Here is a 21,341-nt window from a genome sequence, read left to right on the forward strand (position 1 = left end):
CTATGTTACTCAAAATTACAGAGCGATTGGCCACGAATCTTTGAGAAAGCTAATTGCAGCCCCGGTAATGATCATTTTGCCACTTGCCAAAGCGTAACAGGGCACGGTCCGTTGGCCAGACCGCGCCATCCACCATCGGCCCGATTCAGTCGTTGTGCCGCCGCCAGCAAGGCTTCACGGTCGATCATCAGAATCGCCTGAGGCAGATGTTTCAGGTGATCCGACGAGTGGCCGGCCAATTTGGCCTGCCAGAGCAGTTCGGCGGCTTGGGCGTTGGGCAAAGCAGTGCTGTCGAATTGATCGGCCAGGGCTTGGCGTTGAGCGATGAAGGTCTCTTCATTAATGCTTTCGATCATCCCTTCCAATTCGCTGAGGAACTGTTTGATGTGCTCCAGCAAATCCAGAGGCGCGACGCTCGGCGATTGCACGCCGAACAGCAGCCCGGTCTGACCGTTTATCTGGCGTAGTCCGCTGAATACGGCGTAACCGAGCTGCAGCTCCACCCGCAGGCACTGGTAGAACGGCGCCTGGCATACGTGTGCGAGCAAACGCCAGGCGGCCTCATCGGCGATGTCATGGGTTGCTGTCGGACAAAAGAGTAACAGCGCATGTTCGCTGGAGCCGGTATCGACGGAGTTCCAGAGATGCAGCGACCGAATCGACGGAGACGGCGTCAGTTGACTATCCGCAGTGCCGAGAATACGACTCAAGGAAAGCCCCATTGCTGCTTGTGTCTGGGCAGACAGGCCTGTCGCGAGGCCATCCCAGCGCGCGCTCGACCAGAGTTGCTGCAACTCATCTGAGGCTTCGGTGTGCTCAAGGCATAGATCAGGCAATGCCTTGAGAAGCTGTCGAATCGGCATCAACGCAATGGACGCCGGCTCTTCCTGTGAGAAATCGGCATCAGGTTTTGTAAGTTCTTTCAGCGCATGTTCGAGGACTGTCGGCATCGGGTCCTGCAGCCCCGTCATTTTCAACAGCCATTCATTGCCTGATGCGCTGAAGGAAAAGTCGACACCGGCCTGACGTGCATCTTCGCGCAACAGCCGCAGGTTGTTTTCCAGATTCGACTGAAGGCGGCTGTGAGGTGCGAACTCCAGGCGCCAGCGCAGATAAACCGCACCTTCATCCGTGTTATCCGGCAATGCCTGACTGAACTGCATTGGCGATCGTTCGCGGCGACTGCGCGAGCGATCCTGGGCAAAAGTCCGCAGGCCGCGGTGGGCGCTGGTCTGGCCGCGAATCAATCCGGCATTCGAGGCTGGAGTCTCGGCGCGCAAAAACGGGTTGGGGGTCGGCAGCTGCCATTGGCCGGTGAAGTTATCCACAGCGCCGATTTGTTTGAGGATTGCCTTGAGGGCGACAACGCCCTGTTCGGACAGCCAGGCTTCAAGCTGTTCACTGTCTCGTTGGGCCAGTTGCAAGGCGCTGCTGACTTGCTGTTGGCGTTGCAGCAGGGCTGCATGTTCTTCGCGCAGCTCGGCCCAATCCTGATGGGAGGCAAAGAAGCCCAGCCAATCCAGGAGTCGTTCGTGGATCGCATTGTCCGGTTGCGTGGCGTGGGCGGGCCGTATGAATTCGATGTGCAGCAAGGCTTGGCCAGCGTAGTGATAGAGCGGCGCGGCTTTCAGGTTGTCTGCTAACCCGGAGTCTCGCAGCTGCGCCAACAGGCCGCCGGGTTTTGCGGCGTTCAACCAATGGCACAGGAACGCCAGTGCTTCGGGCGATGAGTCGGGCAGCGCTTCGAAGGTGAACAGCAGATCCAGTCGACGTTCTCCAGCCTGTTGATAACTATTGTCTGAAGAATCCATCAACTGGGCGGGCTTTGTCTGAGGGACTTTCTCGCCAGCGGTAATGGCAGCGGAAAACGCCTGGGCCATCACCTTCAATTCATCGAGACTCTGTGGGCCAGCCAGACTTAATGTCATCTGCCCGGTCTGGTAAAACCGCTGATAGAAGCCCTTCAACGCTTGCTGAAATTCGGGCTGCGGCACCGGCAGGCTGTAACGGTTTCCCGCATGAAACGCCCGTAATGGATGAGCCGCCGAAAGCCCCTCGAATAACGCAAATTGCTGTTGAGCCGTCGCATCCCGCGACCAAGCGACAAATTCGGCATGGAGCACTTCCCGTTCCCGCCGCTGGTCGTCCGGATTCATACGCGGATGAGCGAGCATGTCTGACAGACGCTCCAGCCCACCGCTAAACGCCTGAGGCGGCAGTTCGAAAAAGAAATCCGTCGTACGTTCGCTGGTCCGCGCATTCACCTGCCCGCCATGACCTTGCACGTAGGCCATCAACCCCTGCTCTGCGGGAAAGCGCTCTGTCCCCAGGAACAGCAAATGCTCAAGAAAGTGCGCCAGCCCCGGCCAGGCCAGTGGCACGTCGTGACTGCCAGCAGCGACCCGCAACGCGGCGGCGCAGCGCTTCAAATCGGGAGCATGACGCAGCGTCACCCGCAAGCCGTTGGCCAGGGTTTCAGTATGAAGGCGAGGGTGATTCAGCGCAGGCATGAGCACTTCCAGAACAGGAGAAGTGCTAATGCTAGCGGATTAGGGCTTGTTCAGCTCGCCGTATAGCTCGGGACGGCGATCGAGGAAGTAGCGATTGGCGGCGCGGGAATCGATCATCAGCTGACGATCCAGTTCACCGACAATCAGCGCTTCATCAAGTCCGGCCTGGGCGATGCGGCTGCCATCCGGCGCGGCGATGCTGCTTTGGCCGCAATACTGGATGTCGCCTTCGTGCCCGCAGTAGTTGGCGTAGGCCACATAACACTGGTTTTCGAAGGCCCGGGCACGGACAGTGACGTCGGCGATGAAATCGTAGGGAGTCATGTTCGCCGTCGGCACCAGAATCAGCTCGGCGCCGGCCAACGCCAGCCGCCGGGCATTTTCCGGGAACTCCAGGTCGTAGCAGATCAAAAAGCCAAGCTTCCAGCCGTTGAGTTCAACCAGCGGAAATTCATCCGGCCCGGGGCTGAACATCGAGTGATCAAGGTCGCCGAACAAGTGAGTCTTGCGGTAGTTGCACAACCGCTCGCCATTGGCGTCGATCAACTGCACGGCGTTGTAGATCTGCCCGTCTTCGGTGCGCTCCGGGTAGCCATACAAAATGGCGATCCCCGTCGCTTTGGCAATGCGCGCGATGTGCTGCGCCGATTCACCGTTGTGCACCTCCGCCAGTACGTTGACCGCATCGATGCCGATGTTATAGCCGGTGAGGAACATCTCCGGCAGCACCAGCAAGTCTGCGCCCTTGGCCTCCAGCGCCAGTTGATGCAGTCGTTGCAGATTACCTGCGACATCCAGGGGCAGCGGTGGACATTGGTAAAGGGCTACGCGCATTTCGGATTCCTCTTACTCGGGCAGGGCGATCGGACCGATCTCGTTGAACACATCCCCTGGACCCGGGTTTTCGGCGTGAGTTTCACCGCCGAAGTGTTTCATGATCCCCCACACCGCGTTGAGAGACGTCTGCACCGCGCCTTCGACCCAGGCCGGCGTCCACGAAACGTCGTCGCCGGCGATGAAAATCCCGCGCTGCTCGGGCGGCATGTCGTCCTGCATGAAGTGCGCGTACATGCGCTGGTTGTAGCGGTAGTGGCCGGGCAGGGCGCCTTTGAAGGCCCCGAGGAAATGCGGGTCGGCTTCCCACGACACAGTGATCGGATCGCCGATGATCCGCGCGGCGATGTCGACTTTCGGGTAGATCTTCTTCAACGCGTCCAGCGCTAGCTTCACGCGTTTTTCCACCGGGTGCGGGAGCATTTTCAGCGCGTCGCTCATCCACGAGTACGACAGGCAAATCACCCCTGGCTTGTCGTCGCCATTGTCGAACAGATAGGTGCCGCGGGTCAGGCGATCGGTGAGGGTCATGCTCATCAGGTCGCGACCGGTTTCCGGGTCCTTGTCCTTCCAGAATGGGCGATCGACCATCACGAACGTCTTCGACGATTGCATGTAGCGGGTGCGGTCCAGGGCCATCCACATCTTTTGCGAGAACAGGCTTTCGTCGCATTCGATCTGGGTGGTCAGCAGCCAGCTCTGGCAGGTGGTCAGTACTGCCGCGTATTCACGTGTGTCGCCGTAGTTATCGGTAACGGTAAAACGCCCGTTCGGTGCATGGGCAATTTTTTTCACGCCGGAACGCGGCGCACCGCTGTGCAGCGAGCTGAGGCTGGTGCCTTCAGGCCAATGCACGCAACGCTCCGGCACATGGCGCCAGATGCCCAGCGGCACCTGCTCCACGCCGCCGACTACCAAGTGCTGGTGATCATCGCAGTTGGTCATCACCACGCGGAAGATTTCCAGCATCGAGTTGGGGAAGTCCGAGTCCCAGCCGCCAGTACCGAAGCCGACCTGACCGAACACTTCGCGGTGATGGAACGAGAGCTTGGCGAAGGCTTCGGAGGTGGCGACGAAATCATAGAACGTGCGGTCGTCCCACAGCGGCACCAAGGTGTTCCACAGTTCCTTGAGGCGCGGCACGTCGCGGTCACGGATCGCTTGCTGGATATCGGAGAACTGCGAGCCGGCTTCCAGAGCATCCGCCCAGGCGTCAGCAACTTCCTGGAACAGTGCAGGAAGATCCGCCAATTTCTGTGCGTAATGAGTTTTGCCTTCCAGATCGATCACGGTGCTGCCCGACGCAGGTGTCAGCGGGTTCGGGAAGGGTTTGGTCTGGAGGCCGAGCTTGTCGACATAGTGATAAAAAGCGGTCGACGACACCGGGAAACGCATACCGCCGAGTTCGGCGATGATGCCTTCAGCGCCATTGAACGCCTGGGAGCGCAGACGGCCGCCCATCTTCGAGGCTTCGTAGACGACGGGTTTGAGTCCCAGCTTCATCAATTCGTAGGCGGCCACCAGGCCTGCAATGCCAGCACCGACAATCGCCACTTCGGCGCCGTGATTGTGCGCCGGAATGCTGCCCAGCCCGGCCGGGTGTTCGATCCAGTCGTCGAAGGCGAAAGGAAAGTCCGGGCCGAAAACGGTGACCGGTTTTTTACCGTCTGCAGGATGGCGATTGTTCTTGTTCATGGCTGACCTTGCTGGCGACCTGACGCAGAGTGCGCGTCTGAGTATAGGAAAAGATGGCAGCCATTCTAGAGAGCGTAGAACACGTTAATAAGACGCAATGTGTCGTCGTTTTGCTAATTGTTTGATCAATACGACGAGGCATCGCTACACATTGTGTGGGAGCGAGGCTTGCCCGCGAAGAGGCCCGACCAGACACCCAAAACCTAATGGCGGAAACTCAAACAGGCTGCCCCCGATCAATCTTGCTGCTCAAGATGATCGAAGTCGTCGTCTTCTCCACGCCATCCACACTGCCAATCTGATCCAGCAACTGATCAAGTTGCTCCGGCGAATCAGTGCGCAACCACGCCACATAATCAAATTCACCACTCACCGCGCACAACTGCTGAACCTGCGCCATGGCGCTAAGCCGACGCAGCACTTCCTTGCCGGAGCGCGGTTGCACGGTGATCCCGACATAGGCCTGCAAGCCTCCATCCACCACTCGCTGACCCAGGCGCACACCATAACCGGTGATCACTTTGGCCTTTTCCAGCCGCGCCAGGCGTGAAGTGACGGTGGTGCGGGCGATACCCAGTTGGCGGGCGAGCATGGCTACACTTTCACGGGCATTGATCTGCAGCGCCGCGATCAATTGGCGGTCGATTTCGTCGAGAACAGGCGGGCGAGTGTCAGGCAAAGGGGCATCTCCAGCGGTACAGAGCAATGGGCAGGCATATTACAGGGAGTCCATGCCCTCAACGGGTTAATTGGATGGACACAAATTGTCACTCGTAGTCGAATGCGCACCAAGGGCTGTGAAGCGAGGGGATCGAAATGAAGAGCATGCCTGCGGCTCTGCAAGACTATGCACTGCAGATTGCGAATCACGAAATGGGGCATTACGTCGTAGCCCGAGCCCTGGGTTTTGAAACGGGTGATGTAACCCTGAAAGTTACCATGGGCCTGACCCACCATGGAGGGGCCTCCATTACCTTGACGCGGTCAATTTCGTCGATCGACGCCATGAAGGAACATTTGGAGGCTCGGATAATGGTCCTCTTCGCCGGCGCCATGGCGCAGACATTACCTGCAAAGCATTCGCCCGAGAAACGTGTCGATAAGTCGAAAGCGGCAGCCATCCTGAAAGGAGAGTTTGGAGCGGAACAGGACTACGCGAAAATAAGAGAGCTTCGGTATTTGCTTCGAAATATCTCCTACCCCGATACGGACCCAGCGTCGTCTGACAGCATCATTGCTGAGCTGACAGAGATTAATGATCGCTTGTGGTTGCGGACTCAAAAAATCGTAGAGGAATTGGCCGATACGATTACCGGATTGGCAGGGGTTCTGGTAGACCGCATGGTCCTCGTAGATCTGTGGGGGAGGGCTGGGGATTCGTATGAGGTTGTGTTGACGGGTGAAGTGCTTGAAGGGCTGGTGCCCGTGCAGGCGATACCAGCGTTGAGTGTTTGGGAGTAAGTATCCAGGTGGCCGCTGGGCGCAGTGAAGGTCGGGCATTTCAAGGGATGAGCTGCCGCTATTGTTCGGATTCCGTCGTCGTTCCTCAGCAAAAGAAACCTACGCGCCAGGCACGAAAAAGCCGCGAAGTGCGCGGCTTTGAGCGGCTGATATTCATATTCACAAGAAGCCTTAGTGTGAGCACCGGAGCTTTTGGTTTTCTATTGAATTACTCAGCTATTTGCCAGAACGGGTCTTGGTGCCAGTCTTGTGGAAACCCCATTGCTCGCTGATTCACATTGGGAAACTCCTGCATCAAGTCCCGCAAGCGACGGTCCCAGCTGGTGTGCGGGCTCACTTGGCGCATCAGGTGATTGAGAATGCACAAAACCGAAAAAATCCGTGGATGCTGTGCCTGCTGAAGTAATGCAAGCGGCCACGAGAAGCCAGTTTTCTTAGGCAGTTCTGGCCGTATACCCAGCTCTCGATTCCACAGCCTCGCATGATGGGCGCAAATATTGCGGATGGTGGTCAATGTATGCAGCCATGACTGCAACAGTGGTGCTGGCAGTTCGAGGCATTTGGCGATGACTTTCTTGTCGGCGTCTCGCGCCAGCCCTTTGTAAAGATGTGACAGATCACCCAGGGTCAGTTCTTCCAGCATGGCCCATCCCGGCATCAGTGACGGCTGGTCGTACGTTACTGGATAGTGCCGCGCGTAGCTTTCCTTGGCTCGTTGGTGTTTTAGATGATCCTTTCGCCCTTCATCTGTTTGCAAACGATCTATCCGTTGACACTCTTTTTCGTAATCGCTTCTAGCAGCGTTTTGCTTGGTACGTATGGTTTCCAGCAATCGAGCATGGTCATAGGAGCGCTGAAACAACCGCGCCTCCATGTACCAGTGTCCACCATGATTCGGTCCCATGTGATTGCTGATCAGAGAGCGAACTGCAACCTCGACGCGTTCGATGGCATCCATGGCAAGTAGACGCAGGCGGCGGTCGAAATCATAAAGCGTGGTCAGGTCACGAAATCCAGCGTCTTTGCGGAAGGGGTGGTCTTCGTCCTCCGCTTGCTGGAAAGTTCGCATGTAGGGGGTTAGGCGGAAGAAACTCACTGCCTGTAAAAAGTGGCGAGCCCGTGTGTCATCCTGAATATGCAACCCACGCTGCTTGAGCAATTCGATCTGTGCGGTGATATCGATGACGGGCTTATGGAAAACTCTCATGCCCTAAAAGCTCCGGGCAAAAAAAACCCGCGCAATTTGTGCTTAGCTGCTGACGCAACCATAGGCATGGCGGGTGTGTTGCGGGCAAGCCTAGGTACAACCGCATTGGTTTGCAAGTTTTTTGCTGAAGGCTCGATAGGCGGATGTACCAGGTTTTGCATGAGTGATCTCGATGCTCTTGTTGACGGGGAACTGATCTTTTTCAGGTGAAAGCCACGCATTGCGTGGCTTTCTGGTTGGTCCGACTAAACCTCGGATTCGTCTTTGGTCTGAGCCGGTCGCGGCGTAAGCGCCTTTACCACATCATCAATCACCGCTTTGCTCATCACCGTCAGATAGTGCGCGGCCCAAGCATGACGGTCGGTATCTTTTGCGTAGGCTGCGTCCTCTGCAAATGATTTGGCGAGGAACAGCAGATCGGAGGCCTGAGTCAATGCGTCGACGATGGGCACGCCAGCGCTGACGTGGAACAGTGGCTGATCCGAGCAATAGGTGAAGGGCGTGAAGCCGATGGTTTTTAGTTCTGAAGTTGCGGATGGATTTGTTTTGGTCATGGTTTTACTCCTGGGTTCGAGGAGCTGCCCTTTTCGTTACCACACGAAAAGGTGGCAGCTGTACGCAGGGTGGTAAACCGGGAACCAAGGAAACCGGCACGCCCGAGGGCGTCCCACGCACAGCCGCCATATCAAGATCACAGGCATAAAAACTGCCTGTATCAGTAATGAGTGCACTATTGCGCTGGTTTCACCGGGTTACCACACCCGATCGCTGCATTGGCAGCGACGTCCGGAGAGTATCCCGTCGAAGAAAAGCCCAACAAGGCGGAAAAGTGCCTAAACGCACCCATTACGCAATTCTCGGAGTTTGCCTACAAGGTCTGCGGGCGTCATCCGATATTGCGACACCCTCAGCAAAACAAACCTATGCGTCAGGTACGAAAAAGCCGCGCAATCGCGCGGCTTTCGTGTTTGGTGGGCCCAGTAGGACTCGAACCTACGACCAAGGGATTATGAGTCCCCTGCTCTAACCAACTGAGCTATAGGCCCTCAGTAGGCCGCGGATTATAGCGATGGTTTCTCGGCTGTGCTATCCGAAAAATCCAATATGACTGTACGAAGAAACGTCGCGGCGAATTCGTCCGGTGGCAATGGCGGGCTGACGATGTACCCCTGGATCTGTTCACAGCCCTCCGCAGCCAGGAATTGCTGCTGCGCCAGGGTTTCGACGCCCTCGGCGATGACGGTGAATTGCATGCTGCGGCCCAGTGCAATGATCGCACGAACAATCGCCGCGTCGTGTGGGTCGTCCGGCAGGCCGCGGACGAACGATTGGTCGATCTTGATGATGTCCAGCGGCAGGCGTTTGAGGTAGCTCAGGGACGAATAGCCGGTGCCGAAATCGTCGATCGCCAGTTGCACACCCAGGCGTTTGAGTTGATGCAGCACCGCCAGCGCTTCTTCGGCTTGGCTCATGATGAAGTTTTCGGTGATCTCCAGTTGCAGGAGATCGGGTTTGAGCTGGTTGTCCTTGAGCAATTGCTCGATCCGGCCGAGCAGGTTCGGTTGGCGCAGTTGCGCACCCGCAAGGTTGACTGAGAGTGGGCCCAGGCACTCATAGACCTGATTCCACTCGTACATCTGTCGGCAGGCGGTCTCAAGTACCCAATCGCCGATTTGCAGGATCATGCCGTTTTCTTCGGCCAGGGGAATGAAGTGCTCGGGAGGTACATCGCCGAAGGTGGGATGATGCCAGCGAATCAGCGCTTCGGCGCCGACCACTCGATGATCGTCCAGACTGATTTTGGGCTGGTAGTACAAAAACAGCTCATTGCGCTCGATGGCACGCCGCAGTTCATGTTCCAGCGCCACGCGCTCGCTGGCTTGGGCGGTGAGGTCGCGGGTGTAGCTTTCAACCCGGTTGCGGCCCTTGGCCTTGGAGCGATACATGGCGGCGTCGGCGTTCTTGATCAGCGAGGCGACGTCGCAGCCGTCTTTGGGGTACAGGCTGGTGCCAATGCTGGCGCTGATGAAAAACTCGTGCTCGCCGGCCTGGAAAGGGGCGGAGAAGCAATTGAGCAGCTTGGTGGCAATGTTGTCGGCATCGCTGGACTGTTGCAGGCCGGGGAGCAGGATGATGAATTCGTCGCCACCCAAACGCGCCACGGTATCGATATCGCGCAGTTGCTCCTTGAGGCGCACGGCGATGCCTTTGAGCAGCAGGTCGCCGACCGGGTGACCGAGGCTGTCGTTGATGTGTTTGAAACGGTCCAGGTCGAGGAACAGCACCGCGCCCTGGCCCCCGTTTTCCTGCTGGCTGTTCAGTGCGGTCAGCAGCCGACTCTCAAACAGCGTGCGGTTTGGCAGGCCAGTCAGCGGGTCGTGATGCGCCTGGTAGTCGAGTTTGGCCTGAGCGTGTTTGAGGCTGGAAATGTCTGCGAACACCGCAACAAAGTGGGTGATGGAGTTGTCCCGGTTGCGCACCGCGCTGATGGTCAGCCAGCTCGGGTAGAGCTCGCCATTCTTGCGCCGGTTGGAAATCTCGCCTTGCCAATGACCGTCGGCGGTCAACTGATGCCACATCGCCGCATAAAATGCGCTGTCGTGCAGGCCCGAGGCGAGCAGGCGAGGGGTGTGGCCCAGAGCTTCGCTCTCGCTGTAGCCAGTGATTTCGGTGAATGCACGATTGACCGCACTGATGTGCTGTTGGGTGTCGGTGATCAATACACCCTCGGCGGTGCTCTCGAACACCGTGGCGGCCTGTTGCAGTTTCTCCTGCATCAGGTGCCGCTCGGTAATGTCCCGGGCGATGGTCAGCATGCAGTCCTCATCGCCGATGGGCAGCGGTCGGCTTGAAACCTCACAAAGCCGGATCTGCCCGTCTTTGCGGCGGATGTGACAACCGAAGTCACGGACGAAACCATCCCGGTGCAATAGCTCGAGCATCTGCTTGCGTTCGTTGAGGTTGACCCAGATCCCCAGGTCCAGGGCCGACCGATCCACGGACATTGCGCTGTTGAAGCCGGTAATACGGCTGAAACCTTCGTTGACTTCCAATAATAAACCGTCGCTCTGCCGGGACAGCAGCAAACCGTCGGGGGAAGCATGAAAGGCCTTGGCGAATTTCTCTTCGGAGGTTTGCAGTTGTTGCTGGGTTTCTTTGAGCTGACTGATGTCCCGCACGACGACCACCAGGGCCGGGGTCGTATCGAGATCGAAAGGCTCGGCGGAAATCAGGCCGGTAAACACCTGGCCATTGCTGCGGCGAAAGGGCATCTCCAAATTGCGGATGCTGCCGGCCTGCAAGCGCTGCAACAAACCCGGCCCCACGCCGGGTACGCCCCAGATATTCAGATCGGTGGCGGTCTGGCCTATGACGTCTTCGGCCTTGAGGCCGATCTGTTCCTCGAACGCTTCGTTGACCTCCAGCAGACAGCCGTCGGATAGCCGCGCGATCACCAGAATATCTGGGCATTGCTGGAACACCGAAGCAAACTTCTGTTCCGACAGGCGCAGCGCCTCTTCGGTACGCTTGGCTTCGCTGATGTCGATCATCAGCCCGCGCAGTACCGGTTCATGGGCGTGCTCGATCAGGCTGACGATATCGCGAACCCAAAGGCAGCGGCCGTCAGCGGTGATGACTCGGTAATCGACGCTGTGATCGCGCCCGGCCGCCACTTCACGGTCGCAGAAGGTTTGGGCCCGGGTCAGGTCCGCGGGGTGGATGATGTTGCGCCAGAAACCCGGAATCAGCCAATGGGGCAGGGGATAACCAAGGAGATCCTGAGCATGGGGTGACACGTAGCTGTAGGTGTAATCGCTGATCCGCGCTTCCCAGGCGATGGCTGAAAGACTCTCCACCAGCCCGCGGTAATGGTATTCGCTGCTGCGCAGCTCCTGTTCAAGAGCGACCCGGCGGGCAATTTCCGAACTGAGTCGGCGATTGATCCGAATAACCACCGCCAGCACGATCATCAGAAACAGTAATCCCGGCAGGCCGTACATCAGCACGTCGAGCCAGAAGGTTCGATGGTCCAGAACGTTACCGACCCAGTGCTCCTGGATGGCACTGATTTCACTCGGGGTCATGTCTGCCAGGACTTTGTCCAGGATGCTGACCAGCAGCTTGTTGTTCGGGGGCACAGCCATCGCCAATTGGTAGCGATAGGGTGTTTCACCGCTGACGTAGAGCCCGTCGAGCTTGAGCTGGCGCAGGCTCCAGACACTGGAGGCGAGATCGCCCACTACGGCGTCCACCTCGTCGGTGGCCAGCGCCTGCAGCGCCGAGCTGACATTGGGCATCGCCACCAGATTCAGATCGGGATGGTGGGTGCGCAATAGTTCATGGGGGGCGTAGTTTTCCACCACGGCAATCTTCAGCCCGTACAGGTCGTCGATTTTGCGCGGTTGGGGGCCTCCGACGTGAGCCAGAATGACTATAGGAAAATCGAGATAGGGGCGGGTGAACGACAGATAAGTCTGACGCTCGGGGGTCGACATGATGCCCGGCAGGATATCCAGCTTGCCTTGTTTCGCCTGCTGCAAGACTTCAGTCCAGCTCACTGGCTCGATGGGCGTGAGTTTGATCGCCAGGCGTTGACGGATGACGTTGATGTAATCCGCTGCCAGGCCCTGATAACGCCCATGTTCGTCGCGAAATTCAAACGGCGGCCAGGACGCGTCCACGCCCAGGCGCAATTCCGGGTGAGCCGTCAGCCAGCTACGCTCTTCGTCGGTAAGAGTCAGCGCGCCAGCCGTTGCGGTCCAGGTCATCAGCGACAGCAAAAAAAGCACGGTCGGCCATCTGGGCATAACGGTCTCGTTACGGCTTGGGGGAATGTTTCGAGTGTAGACGGGCTATTCGGAGGGGGGGGCGTGCGGGGCATTTAATCTGCATAAAGCAAAACCCCCGGCCTGGGCCGGGGGTTCTGTGATCACTCGTCGAGGAAGGAGCGCAAATGCTCGCTTCTCGTCGGGTGGCGCAGCTTGCGCAGCGCCTTGGCTTCGATCTGACGAATCCGTTCACGGGTCACGTCGAACTGCTTACCAACCTCCTCGAGGGTGTGGTCGGTATTCATGTCGATACCGAAGCGCATGCGCAGAACCTTGGCTTCACGGGCAGTGAGGCCGGACAGGACTTCGCGAGTCGCTTCTTTAAGGCTCTCAACAGTGGCGACATCGATTGGCGACTGCATGGTCGAGTCTTCGATGAAGTCACCCAGATGGGAGTCTTCGTCATCACCGATCGGGGTTTCCATGGAGATCGGCTCTTTAGCGATCTTCAATACCTTGCGGATCTTGTCCTCAGGCATTTCCATGCGTTCGCCCAGCTCTTCCGGGGTCGGTTCGCGACCCATTTCCTGCAACATCTGCCGGGAAATACGGTTGAGCTTGTTGATCGTCTCGATCATGTGCACCGGAATACGGATGGTGCGGGCCTGGTCGGCGATCGAGCGAGTGATCGCCTGACGGATCCACCAGGTGGCATAAGTCGAGAATTTGTAGCCGCGGCGGTATTCGAACTTGTCTACCGCTTTCATCAGACCGATGTTGCCTTCCTGGATCAGGTCGAGGAACTGCAGGCCACGGTTGGTGTACTTCTTGGCGATGGAGATCACCAGACGCAAGTTCGCTTCGACCATCTCTTTCTTCGCGCGGCGGGCCTTGGCCTCACCGATCGACATGCGACGGTTGATGTCCTTGATCTCGGCGATCGTCAAACCGGTTTCGGTTTCCAGCGCAGTCAGCTTCTGCTGGCAACGAATGATGTCCGGTTGCAGGCGACCAATGGCTTCAGCGTATTTGCTTTTGCCTTTGGCCAGTGCATCGCTCCAGCTTTCGTCGACTTCGTTGCCCGGGAACTGGCGCAGGAAGTCGGCACGCGGCATGCGGGCATCACGAACGCACAATTGCATGATCGCGCGCTCTTGCTGACGCAGACGATCCAGGGCACTGCGAACACGCTCGACCAGGCCTTCGAATTGCTTCGGCACCAGTTTGATCGGCATGAACAGCTCAGCCAGGGCGATCAGCTCGGCGATTGCCAGCTTATTGCCACGACCGTGCTTTTTCAGGGCCTTGCGGGTGATTTCCATCTGATCGGCGACAGCGCCAAAACGCTGTGCGGCGATGACCGGATCCGGACCGCTTTCGGCTTCTTCTTCGTCATCACTTGCTTCGGCGTCATCGTCGTCGGTGTCGTCGGCAGCTGGAGCGGCTTTCGGGTCGACAGGCGGTGGCACTTCGGCTGCAGGCGGCGCAATGCCGTCGTCCGGGTCGATATAACCGCTCAGGACGTCGGACAAGCGGCCACCTTCGGTGGTGACGCGAGTGTATTCGGAGAGAATATGGTCAACCGTGCCAGGGAAGTGCGCAATTGCGCCCATCACTTCGCGGATGCCCTCTTCAATACGTTTGGCGATTTCGATTTCGCCTTCACGTGTGAGGAGCTCTACCGTACCCATTTCACGCATGTACATGCGCACTGGGTCGGTGGTGCGACCAATGTCGGTCTCGACCGCTGCCAACGCTGCTGCTGCCTCTTCGGCCGCGGCTTCGTCGGTATCGGCGTCGGCCAGCATAAGGGAATCCTTATCTGGCGCAACCTCGAATACGTTGATCCCCATGTCATTGATCATGCGGATGATGTCTTCCACCTGTTCCGGATCTGAAATATCCTCCGGCAGGTGGTCGTTGACCTCCGCGTAAGTCAGGTAGCCCTGCTCACGACCAAGTGTGATCAACTCTTTGATACGAGACTGCTGTTGCGCTTTTCCGGACATAACACCCTATCCACTGAAGGTCTTGGCGGGCAAAAAACAAGCCGAGGATTATACCTGAGCTATGACCTCACGCGCCAGTTGAGGTCGGGTTTGATGCGGAAACATTGCGACTTAAAAGGTCGCGCAGTTGATTTTTCTCTTCGGTGCTCAATTCACTTTGACGTGCTTTTCGAAGAAGTTGTTCCAGGTTTCGCTCGCGTTGGCGGGCTGACAAGCTAGTAATGGTGTCGAAAAACTGTTGTTCAAGGTTATCTCCATCAATCAGCCATTCCTTTTCTGCTAGCGCTTTGAGCAGTCGGCCTTGTTCGGTGCCGTGCCAGCGCGCAATCAGTTGAAATGAGTTTAGCTTGGGATTCTTCTGTACGGCTTCGAGCAGGGCGACCAACAGTTGCGTGTTGGTATGGTCCTCGGCAGCGAAGTGCCCGGCGTCCTCGACTTTCTCGGCCAGTTGCGGATGATGCAGTAGCGTGCGCAAGGCTGCCAGAGTGGGCGGCTCTACAGCGGCCGGTACCCGTGGCGCGCGCGGTTGATCGCGATCGCCGCCACGTTTGCCGTTCTTGTCCCACGGTTTCTTGTCCCATTTCTTGCCGCCTGCGCCAGGCTTTTTCGGCGTCCATTCCTGCTGCGGCACGTACATCTCTTGTGCCTGCGGCTGATGGTAGTCGCTGTAATCGGGCATGGCGTCGTAATCGATGCCCGGATCGTAAGCCGGTGGCGCTTCCTGAGGTGCGCTTTGCACGAGTTGGCTCACGGCTTCACCGCTAAGCCCGGTAATTTCGCTCAGGCGCTGGCGCATCAAGATGCGCAGGTTGGCCCCCGGGACTTTGTCGATCAACGGTGCGGCGAGGGTGGCCATGTGGGCCTTGCCTTCGAGGGAGCGCGGGTCCGATTCCTCGGTCAACTGTTGAAAAAAGTAATCGGCCAATGGCTGGGCGTGCTGATTGATTCGCGCGCGGAAGGCGTCAGTGCCTTCGGAGCGGACCAAGGTGTCCGGGTCCTCGCCTTCGGGCAGGAACAGAAAGCGCGCCCGGCGCCCGTCCTGCAAGCTCGGCAGGGTGGCTTCCAGCGCTCGCCAGGCGGCATTTCGGCCTGCCTGGTCGCCGTCGAAGCAGAACAGCACGTTGGGCACTACGCGAAACAGGCGCTTCAAGTGCTCTTCGCTGGTGGCGGTGCCCAGGGTTGCGACGGCATTGCGCAGGCCTTGCTGGGCGAGGGCGATAACGTCCATATAGCCTTCGACGACGATGATTTCGTCGAGGTTGCGGTTGTTCTTGCGTGCTTCATAAAGGCCATAGAGTTCCTGGCCTTTATGGAAAACCGGGGTTTCCGGTGAGTTCAGGTATTTCGGCTTGTCGTCACCCAGTACCCGGCCACCGAAGGCGATGATGCGCCCGCGACTGTCGCGGATCGGGAACATCACGCGATCGCGAAAGCGGTCATAGCGCTTGCCGGTTTCGGCGTTCTCGATCAGCAGGCCCGCATCGATCATGGCTTTTTGCTGCAAGGTGTCGCTGCTCAGGTGCTTGAACAGGTTGTCCCAGCCGGGCGGGGCAAACCCGAGACCGAAGTCCCGGGCGATTTCTCCCGTTAGTCCACGACCCTTCAAGTAGTCCACGGCGGCTTTACGCGACGGATGGCTTTTCAGGGCCTGACGATAAAAGTCGGCGGCGGCGGTGAGCAGCGGATACAGCGGCGAATCGGTGGGTTGCCGTGGTTTGTGCGGTCGGCCACTTTCTTCGCGGGGAATTTCCATGCCGGCGGCTTTGGCCAGTTCTTCGACAGCCTGGACGAAATCCAGGTTGTCATGGTCCATCATGAAGCCGAGGGCGTTACCGCCAGCGCCGCAGCCGAAGCAGTAATAGAACTGTTTGTCGGGGCTGACGCTGAAGGAGGGGGTTTTCTCTTTGTGAAACGGACAGCAGGCCGTGTAGTTCTTGCCGGCTTTTTTCATTTGCAGGCGCGAGCTGACCACGTCGACGATGTCGGTGCGGTTCAGAAGGTCGTCAATGAAGCTCTGGGGAATTAGCCCGGCCATGGCGTTCTCGTCATCTGCGCTGAAATGGACCCAAAACGAAGGGCGGCCGAATGCGGGTCGTTGTTTGAGGCGCGCAGGGTGTGCGGCTCGACCGGTGTCGTCTGCGTATCGCTGTCGGGAAGTGTATCTGCCGAAAATCCACTGACATGAGTACCAATCAGTATTCGACTATTTGAAAGTGTTTCGCTGAATCCGACAACAGCCAGTCATTGGCCTCGGATAGCTCATAAGCGGGCGCGCAAGAAGGCGCCTTGGGCTGATCGTCGTGAGAGGAATCAGTGGGTGTGCTCGTCAGTAGCCTTGGAAGGCTCGTCAGAAAAGACGTGCACCGCTGGCAAAAGAGCCAGGTCTGACGTTGTGAAGCAGATTTGTCTCGGTCGCGTCTGCGGCTTTGACGGTGAAGCATCAAGCGATGTCCGCAAATGCCATTAGCCCGGCTGAGGGCCGGGCTTGGCAGAAGCTTGCTACGGTCGTCTGTGTATTAGTACAGACGAACGGCGCGGCGCTGTTCGCGCTGAACTTTCTTGGCGTGACGCTTAACAGCGGCTGCTGCTTTGCGCTTACGCTCAGAAGTTGGCTTCTCGTAAAATTCGCGGCTACGAACTTCAGCCAGTACACCGGCTTTTTCGCAGGAGCGCTTGAAACGACGCAGAGCTACGTCGAAGGGTTCGTTCTCTTTTACTTTGACGGCTGGCATCCAGAGCTACCTTCATTCATTACCGGGGTCAACATCCTCGCGGCAAAAGAGCACTTGAAGACGTCGGTTTTTAAGGGTTGCGGATGTTAACCCCTCATCGCTCGGAATGCAAAGCCTCTGATCGAAAACCGCTGGTCGGGGCATCACGCGACGACTATTATGCGCGCCTTCGAATTCAGCCTCTACAAGGCGCAAACCCATGCTAGTACTGGGATTAGAAACCTCTTGCGACGAAACCGGTGTCGCACTTTACGACAGTGAACGCGGGTTGTTGGCCGACGCGCTATTCAGTCAGATCGATCTGCATCGTGCCTATGGCGGCGTGGTGCCGGAGCTGGCTTCGCGCGATCACGTCAAGCGCATGCTGCCCTTGATTCGTCAGGTCTTGGCCGAGGCCGATTGTGTGCCGACCGAGATCGACGCCATCGCTTATACCGCGGGTCCTGGCCTGGTCGGAGCCTTGCTGGTGGGGGCTTCCTGCGCCCAGGCGCTGGCCTTTGCCTGGGGTATTCCGGCCTTGGGCGTGCACCACATGGAAGGTCACTTGCTGGCGCCGATGCTGGAGTCGCAACCTCCGGAGTTCCCGTTCGTCGCTTTGTTGGTGTCAGGTGGTCATACGCAGCTGGTTCAGGTCGACGGGATCGGTCAATACACGCTCTTGGGCGAGACCCTCGACGATGCTGCCGGCGAAGCTTTCGATAAAACCGCGAAAATGATGGGGCTCAATTATCCGGGCGGCCCGGAGATCGCTCGTCTGGCGGAGCAGGGCGTTGCAGGACGTTTCACGTTTCCGCGTCCGATGTGTGATCGCCCAGGCTTGGCTTTCAGCTTCAGCGGCCTGAAAACCTTTGCTCTGAACACCTGGCAGCAGAGCGTCAATGCCGGGGACGACAGCGAGCAAGCTCGTTGCGACATCTCGCTGGCGTTCCAACAGGCCGTGGTGGAGACTTTGACCATCAAGTGCAAGCGTGCCCTTAAACAGGCGGGGCTCAAGCGTCTGGTGATCGCAGGGGGCGTCAGCGCCAATAAAGCGCTGCGGGCATCTCTGGAGAAAATGCTCGGCGACATGAAGGGCGATGTGTTTTATGCCCGTCCGGAGTTCTGCACCGATAATGGCGCGATGATTGCGTTTGCCGGCTGCCAGCGCTTGCAGGCCGGTCAGCATGAAAGCCTGGCGATCAGCGTGCAGGCGCGCTGGCCGATGGAGCAGTTGTCGGCGCTGTGATGAGCGGTGCTCACGTGCGGTATTTAAAAATGCCGTTCGCGCCCGGCAAACAGGTCGCGTAGATTGCCGCGATGACGCCAGACGATCAGGCCCGTGAGCGCGGTCATGGGCAGCAATGCCGCCGGTTCTTGCCAGGCAAGCAGCGGCAGGGTCAGTGGTGTGGCAATCAGGGCTGCGAGTGAGCTGGTGCGGGTCAGGTAGAACGTCAGCAGCCAGGCGCAGAGCGCCAGCAGCGCGGCGGGCGGGTAGAGCCCCAGCAGCATGCCGGCCGCAGTGGCGACGCCCTTGCCACCGCGAAAGCGGAAGTACAGCGGAAACAGGTGACCGATAACGGCACAGACGCCGATCCAGGCCTGTTCTTGCAGTGAAAGGCCTATCGCACCCGCGATCAACACGGGCAGCAGGCCTTTGTTCAGGTCGCCGAGCAAGGTCAGGATGGCGAGTTTCTTGCCGGCCAGACGCAACATGTTGGTGGCGCCGGCATTGCCCGAGCCACTCATTCGCGGATCGGGGTTACCGGTCAGGCGGCTGAGCAAAATGGCGAAGGACAGAGAGCCGAGCAGGTAGGCGAGGATCGCCAGTAACCAAAACATGCTAACTATTCCGGGCGAGGACGCCCTGATTCTAACGGCGCATTGCGCCCTTGTCGTGCAGTGGAGAGAAGTGCTTGGACAGAGTGTTTATCGAGGGCCTGGAAGTCGACACCGTGATCGGTGCCTACGACTGGGAACGAGGCATCCGACAGTGTCTGCGACTTGATCTGAGCTTCGCCTGGGACAATCGGCCGGCTGCCGCTGGTGATGACTTGATCCTGGCGCTCGACTACGCGAGCGTTTCGTCGCGCATTCAGGCGTTCGCCGAGCAGGCGCAGTTCCAGCTGGTCGAGACCTTTGCCGAGCGTCTGGCTGAAGTGCTGATGAGCGAATTCAAGATCACCTGGATGCGCCTCAAACTGACCAAGCCAGGTGCCATCCCGGCTGCCACGGGTGGTGTGGGCGTGGAGATCGAGCGCGGATGTCGCTGACTCAGGTGTACCTCGGGCTCGGTAGCAATATCGAGCGCGAATCCCATTTGCAGGCAGGCCTGGACGCCCTGGCGGGTTTCCTGGTGGATATGCACTGCTCGGCGGTATTCGAAAGCCAGCCGGTGGGGATAAAGAGCGGCCCGTTTTTCAACTTTGTGGTTTCGGCCTTCACCGATCTGCCGTTGATGGAGCTGGATCGACGGTTGAAATTCATCGAAGCGGATAACGGTCGTTACGCGCCAGACCGCAAGGGCTTGCCGCTGGATATCGACGTGCTGCTGTTCGGCGACATGGTGGGCAACTTCGATGGTTTGATCTTGCCGCGTGCAGAGATTCTGAAAAATGCTTTCGTGCTATGGCCATTGTCGCTGATTGCGCCGGACAGAGTGCATCCGGGCGTAGGCAAGAGCTTTGCAGCCCTGTGGCGCGAGGCGCAGATCGATCAGGTGTTGGCGCCGGTGGCTTTTGAGTGGCGCGGTGAGCAGCTGACCCCTTTGAATTTGCTCTGACCCTGCTGGCGTCTTCGCGGGCAAGCCTCGCTCCTACAGGCCTGGCGCCGTTCACATAATCGGCACCAACCTGTAGGAGCGAGGCTTGCCCGCGAAGCTTTTCAGATTGACGCCGCCGCTTTGTAAGCCTTCAACGCCTTGAGCCGCTCGCCCTTGATCGCCTCGCCCAACTCCGGTCCCTTGAACCCTTTCTCCAGCAATGGCTGAACAGCAACACTTCGCGCCGCAGTTGCTGCTCCACGTAAATAATCCGCCTGTGGATAACTTCTCTGCTCCAGGCCTTTGCGTCCCCGAGCGTCCATTTCACACGCCGCGATAAACTCCTCAAAGCGCTGAGGTCGACGATAGACGTCGAAACTCTGCAGCAACTCCAGCAAGGTCGATGGTTTCAGCTCCAGAGCACGATGGCCATGGGTGTGATATTCGCCCACTAGCAGCGCCAGTTCCTGACAGTCCTTCGGTGCCTTGAAGCGCTCATTGACCGCTTTGATCAGCTTCAGGCCTTTGTGCTCGTGGGCGATGTGGCGGGGCCATTCTTCCTCGGGCGTCAAACCTTTGCCCAGGTCATGCAGCAGGCAGGCCCAGCGTACGGTTAGTGGTTGTTTGTGCAGGGCCGCTTGCTCCAGCACGCTCAGGGTATGCACACCAGTGTCGATTTCCGGGTGATGGGCTTCGGGTTGCGGTACGCCGAACAGTGCGTCGACTTCTGGCATCAGCACCTTGAGAGCACCGCACTCGCGCAGCACCGCGATGAACACCTGGGGTTGGTCTTCCATTAGCGCGCGGGCGATTTCTTTCCAGCTGCGTTCGGGAGTCAATGCCTCCAGTTCACCTGACTCGCTGAGTTGACGCATCAGCTCCAATGTCTCGGGGGCGACGGTGAAACCCAGTTCCGCGTAACGCGCGGCGAAGCGGGCAACACGCAAAACCCGGAGAGGATCTTCGGCGAACGCGGGGGAAACGTGACGAAGCAGGCGCGCCTCGAGATCCCGTTGACCGTGGTAAGGGTCGGTCAGGTTCTGTTGATCGTCTTCGGCCATGGCGTTGATCGTCAGGTCGCGACGAATCAGATCTTCTTCGAGCGTGACGTCGGGGCTGGCGTGAAAGATGAAGCCGCCGTAGCCGCGTCCGTTTTTGCGTTCAGTGCGGGCGAGAGCGTATTCCTCACCGCTTTTTGGGTGAAGAAACACCGGGAAGTCCGCGCCCACCGGACGAAAGCCCTTGGCGAGCATTTCTTCGGTGGTGGCGCCCACAACGACCCAGTCGATATCGGTAACAGGTTTGCCCAACAGGCGATCGCGGACCGCTCCACCGACTTTATAAATCTGCATAAAAAACCTCCGTTAGCCCGACAGAATAACCTTTG

General features: G+C 58.4%; 16 protein-coding genes and 1 tRNA gene. 4 read left to right on the top strand and 13 right to left on the bottom strand.

Features of this window, described 5'->3' with window-relative positions:
• Positions 1 to 71 precede the first annotated feature (71 nt).
• From pqqF to CKW20_RS09275, 4 genes are all read right to left on the bottom strand, one after another.
• On the bottom strand, positions 72 to 2,510 hold the full coding sequence (gene pqqF, locus CKW20_RS09260; protein ID WP_095052655.1) for a pyrroloquinoline quinone biosynthesis protein PqqF: 2,439 nt from the start codon (positions 2,508 to 2,510) through the stop codon (positions 72 to 74).
• Between the two features lie 39 nt (positions 2,511 to 2,549).
• Positions 2,550 to 3,344, bottom strand: coding sequence for a carbon-nitrogen hydrolase family protein (locus CKW20_RS09265; RefSeq protein ID WP_095052656.1), 795 nt, complete (start codon positions 3,342 to 3,344; stop codon positions 2,550 to 2,552).
• A gap of 12 nt (positions 3,345 to 3,356) precedes the next feature.
• Positions 3,357 to 5,039, bottom strand: coding sequence for an NAD(P)/FAD-dependent oxidoreductase (locus tag CKW20_RS09270; RefSeq protein ID WP_095052657.1), 1,683 nt, complete (start codon positions 5,037 to 5,039; stop codon positions 3,357 to 3,359).
• Between the two features lie 217 nt (positions 5,040 to 5,256).
• Positions 5,257 to 5,718 (bottom strand): Lrp/AsnC family transcriptional regulator, encoded by a 462-nt coding sequence (locus CKW20_RS09275; RefSeq protein WP_007980298.1) that lies wholly within the window; start codon positions 5,716 to 5,718, stop codon positions 5,257 to 5,259.
• Positions 5,719 to 5,855: 137 nt separating this feature from the next.
• Here CKW20_RS09275 and CKW20_RS09280 point away from each other — a divergent pair, with 137 nt between their 5' ends.
• A complete protein-coding gene (locus tag CKW20_RS09280) occupies positions 5,856 to 6,500 on the top strand; it encodes a peptidase M41 (protein ID WP_095052658.1) in 645 nt (214 codons plus the stop codon).
• Positions 6,501 to 6,708: 208 nt separating this feature from the next.
• Here the strand turns inward: CKW20_RS09280 and CKW20_RS09285 are convergent, their stop codons facing one another.
• From CKW20_RS09285 to rpsU, 7 genes are all read right to left on the bottom strand, one after another.
• Positions 6,709 to 7,707, bottom strand: a complete 999-nt coding sequence (locus CKW20_RS09285) for an Abi family protein (RefSeq protein WP_095052659.1) — start codon at positions 7,705 to 7,707, stop codon at positions 6,709 to 6,711.
• Between the two features lie 245 nt (positions 7,708 to 7,952).
• Positions 7,953 to 8,261, bottom strand: coding sequence for a DUF3077 domain-containing protein (locus CKW20_RS09290; protein ID WP_095052660.1), 309 nt, complete (start codon positions 8,259 to 8,261; stop codon positions 7,953 to 7,955).
• A gap of 415 nt (positions 8,262 to 8,676) precedes the next feature.
• Positions 8,677 to 8,753 (bottom strand) — tRNA-Ile (locus CKW20_RS09295).
• A gap of 15 nt (positions 8,754 to 8,768) precedes the next feature.
• Positions 8,769 to 12,515, bottom strand: coding sequence for a bifunctional diguanylate cyclase/phosphodiesterase (locus CKW20_RS09300; RefSeq protein ID WP_095052661.1), 3,747 nt, complete (start codon positions 12,513 to 12,515; stop codon positions 8,769 to 8,771).
• Between the two features lie 122 nt (positions 12,516 to 12,637).
• Positions 12,638 to 14,485 (bottom strand): RNA polymerase sigma factor RpoD, encoded by a 1,848-nt coding sequence (gene rpoD / locus CKW20_RS09305; RefSeq protein ID WP_095052662.1) that lies wholly within the window; start codon positions 14,483 to 14,485, stop codon positions 12,638 to 12,640.
• A gap of 67 nt (positions 14,486 to 14,552) precedes the next feature.
• Positions 14,553 to 16,520 (bottom strand): DNA primase, encoded by a 1,968-nt coding sequence (gene dnaG / locus CKW20_RS09310; protein ID WP_095052663.1) that lies wholly within the window; start codon positions 16,518 to 16,520, stop codon positions 14,553 to 14,555.
• 481 nt (positions 16,521 to 17,001) lie between these two features.
• Positions 17,002 to 17,217 (bottom strand): 30S ribosomal protein S21, encoded by a 216-nt coding sequence (rpsU, locus tag CKW20_RS09315; RefSeq protein WP_002551877.1) that lies wholly within the window; start codon positions 17,215 to 17,217, stop codon positions 17,002 to 17,004.
• Between the two features lie 199 nt (positions 17,218 to 17,416).
• Between rpsU and tsaD the strand changes: the two genes are divergently transcribed.
• Positions 17,417 to 18,442 (top strand): tRNA (adenosine(37)-N6)-threonylcarbamoyltransferase complex transferase subunit TsaD, encoded by a 1,026-nt coding sequence (gene tsaD / locus CKW20_RS09320; RefSeq protein WP_095052664.1) that lies wholly within the window; start codon positions 17,417 to 17,419, stop codon positions 18,440 to 18,442.
• A gap of 23 nt (positions 18,443 to 18,465) precedes the next feature.
• On the opposite strand, the gene plsY is transcribed toward tsaD, so the two are convergent.
• The gene (gene plsY, locus CKW20_RS09325) at positions 18,466 to 19,035 is read right to left on the bottom strand and encodes a glycerol-3-phosphate 1-O-acyltransferase PlsY (RefSeq protein ID WP_095052665.1); all 570 of its coding nucleotides are present in this window, start codon (positions 19,033 to 19,035) and stop codon (positions 18,466 to 18,468) included.
• Positions 19,036 to 19,109: 74 nt separating this feature from the next.
• Here plsY and folB point away from each other — a divergent pair, with 74 nt between their 5' ends.
• Positions 19,110 to 19,466: a dihydroneopterin aldolase gene (folB, locus tag CKW20_RS09330; protein WP_095052666.1), complete on the top strand. Its 357-nt coding sequence runs from the start codon at positions 19,110 to 19,112 to the stop codon at positions 19,464 to 19,466.
• The gene (folK, locus tag CKW20_RS09335) at positions 19,457 to 19,975 is read left to right on the top strand and encodes a 2-amino-4-hydroxy-6-hydroxymethyldihydropteridine diphosphokinase (protein ID WP_095052667.1); all 519 of its coding nucleotides are present in this window, start codon (positions 19,457 to 19,459) and stop codon (positions 19,973 to 19,975) included. Before folB ends, folK begins: the two co-directional genes overlap by 10 nt.
• Positions 19,976 to 20,076: 101 nt before the next feature.
• Here folK and CKW20_RS09340 read toward each other — a convergent pair whose 3' ends face one another.
• Positions 20,077 to 21,306, bottom strand: a complete 1,230-nt coding sequence (locus CKW20_RS09340; RefSeq protein ID WP_095052668.1) for a multifunctional CCA addition/repair protein — start codon at positions 21,304 to 21,306, stop codon at positions 20,077 to 20,079.
• Positions 21,307 to 21,341 lie beyond the last annotated feature (35 nt).

It is taken from the genome of Pseudomonas sp. Irchel s3b2 (assembly GCF_900187445.1).
Lineage (GTDB): Bacteria > Pseudomonadota > Gammaproteobacteria > Pseudomonadales > Pseudomonadaceae > Aquipseudomonas.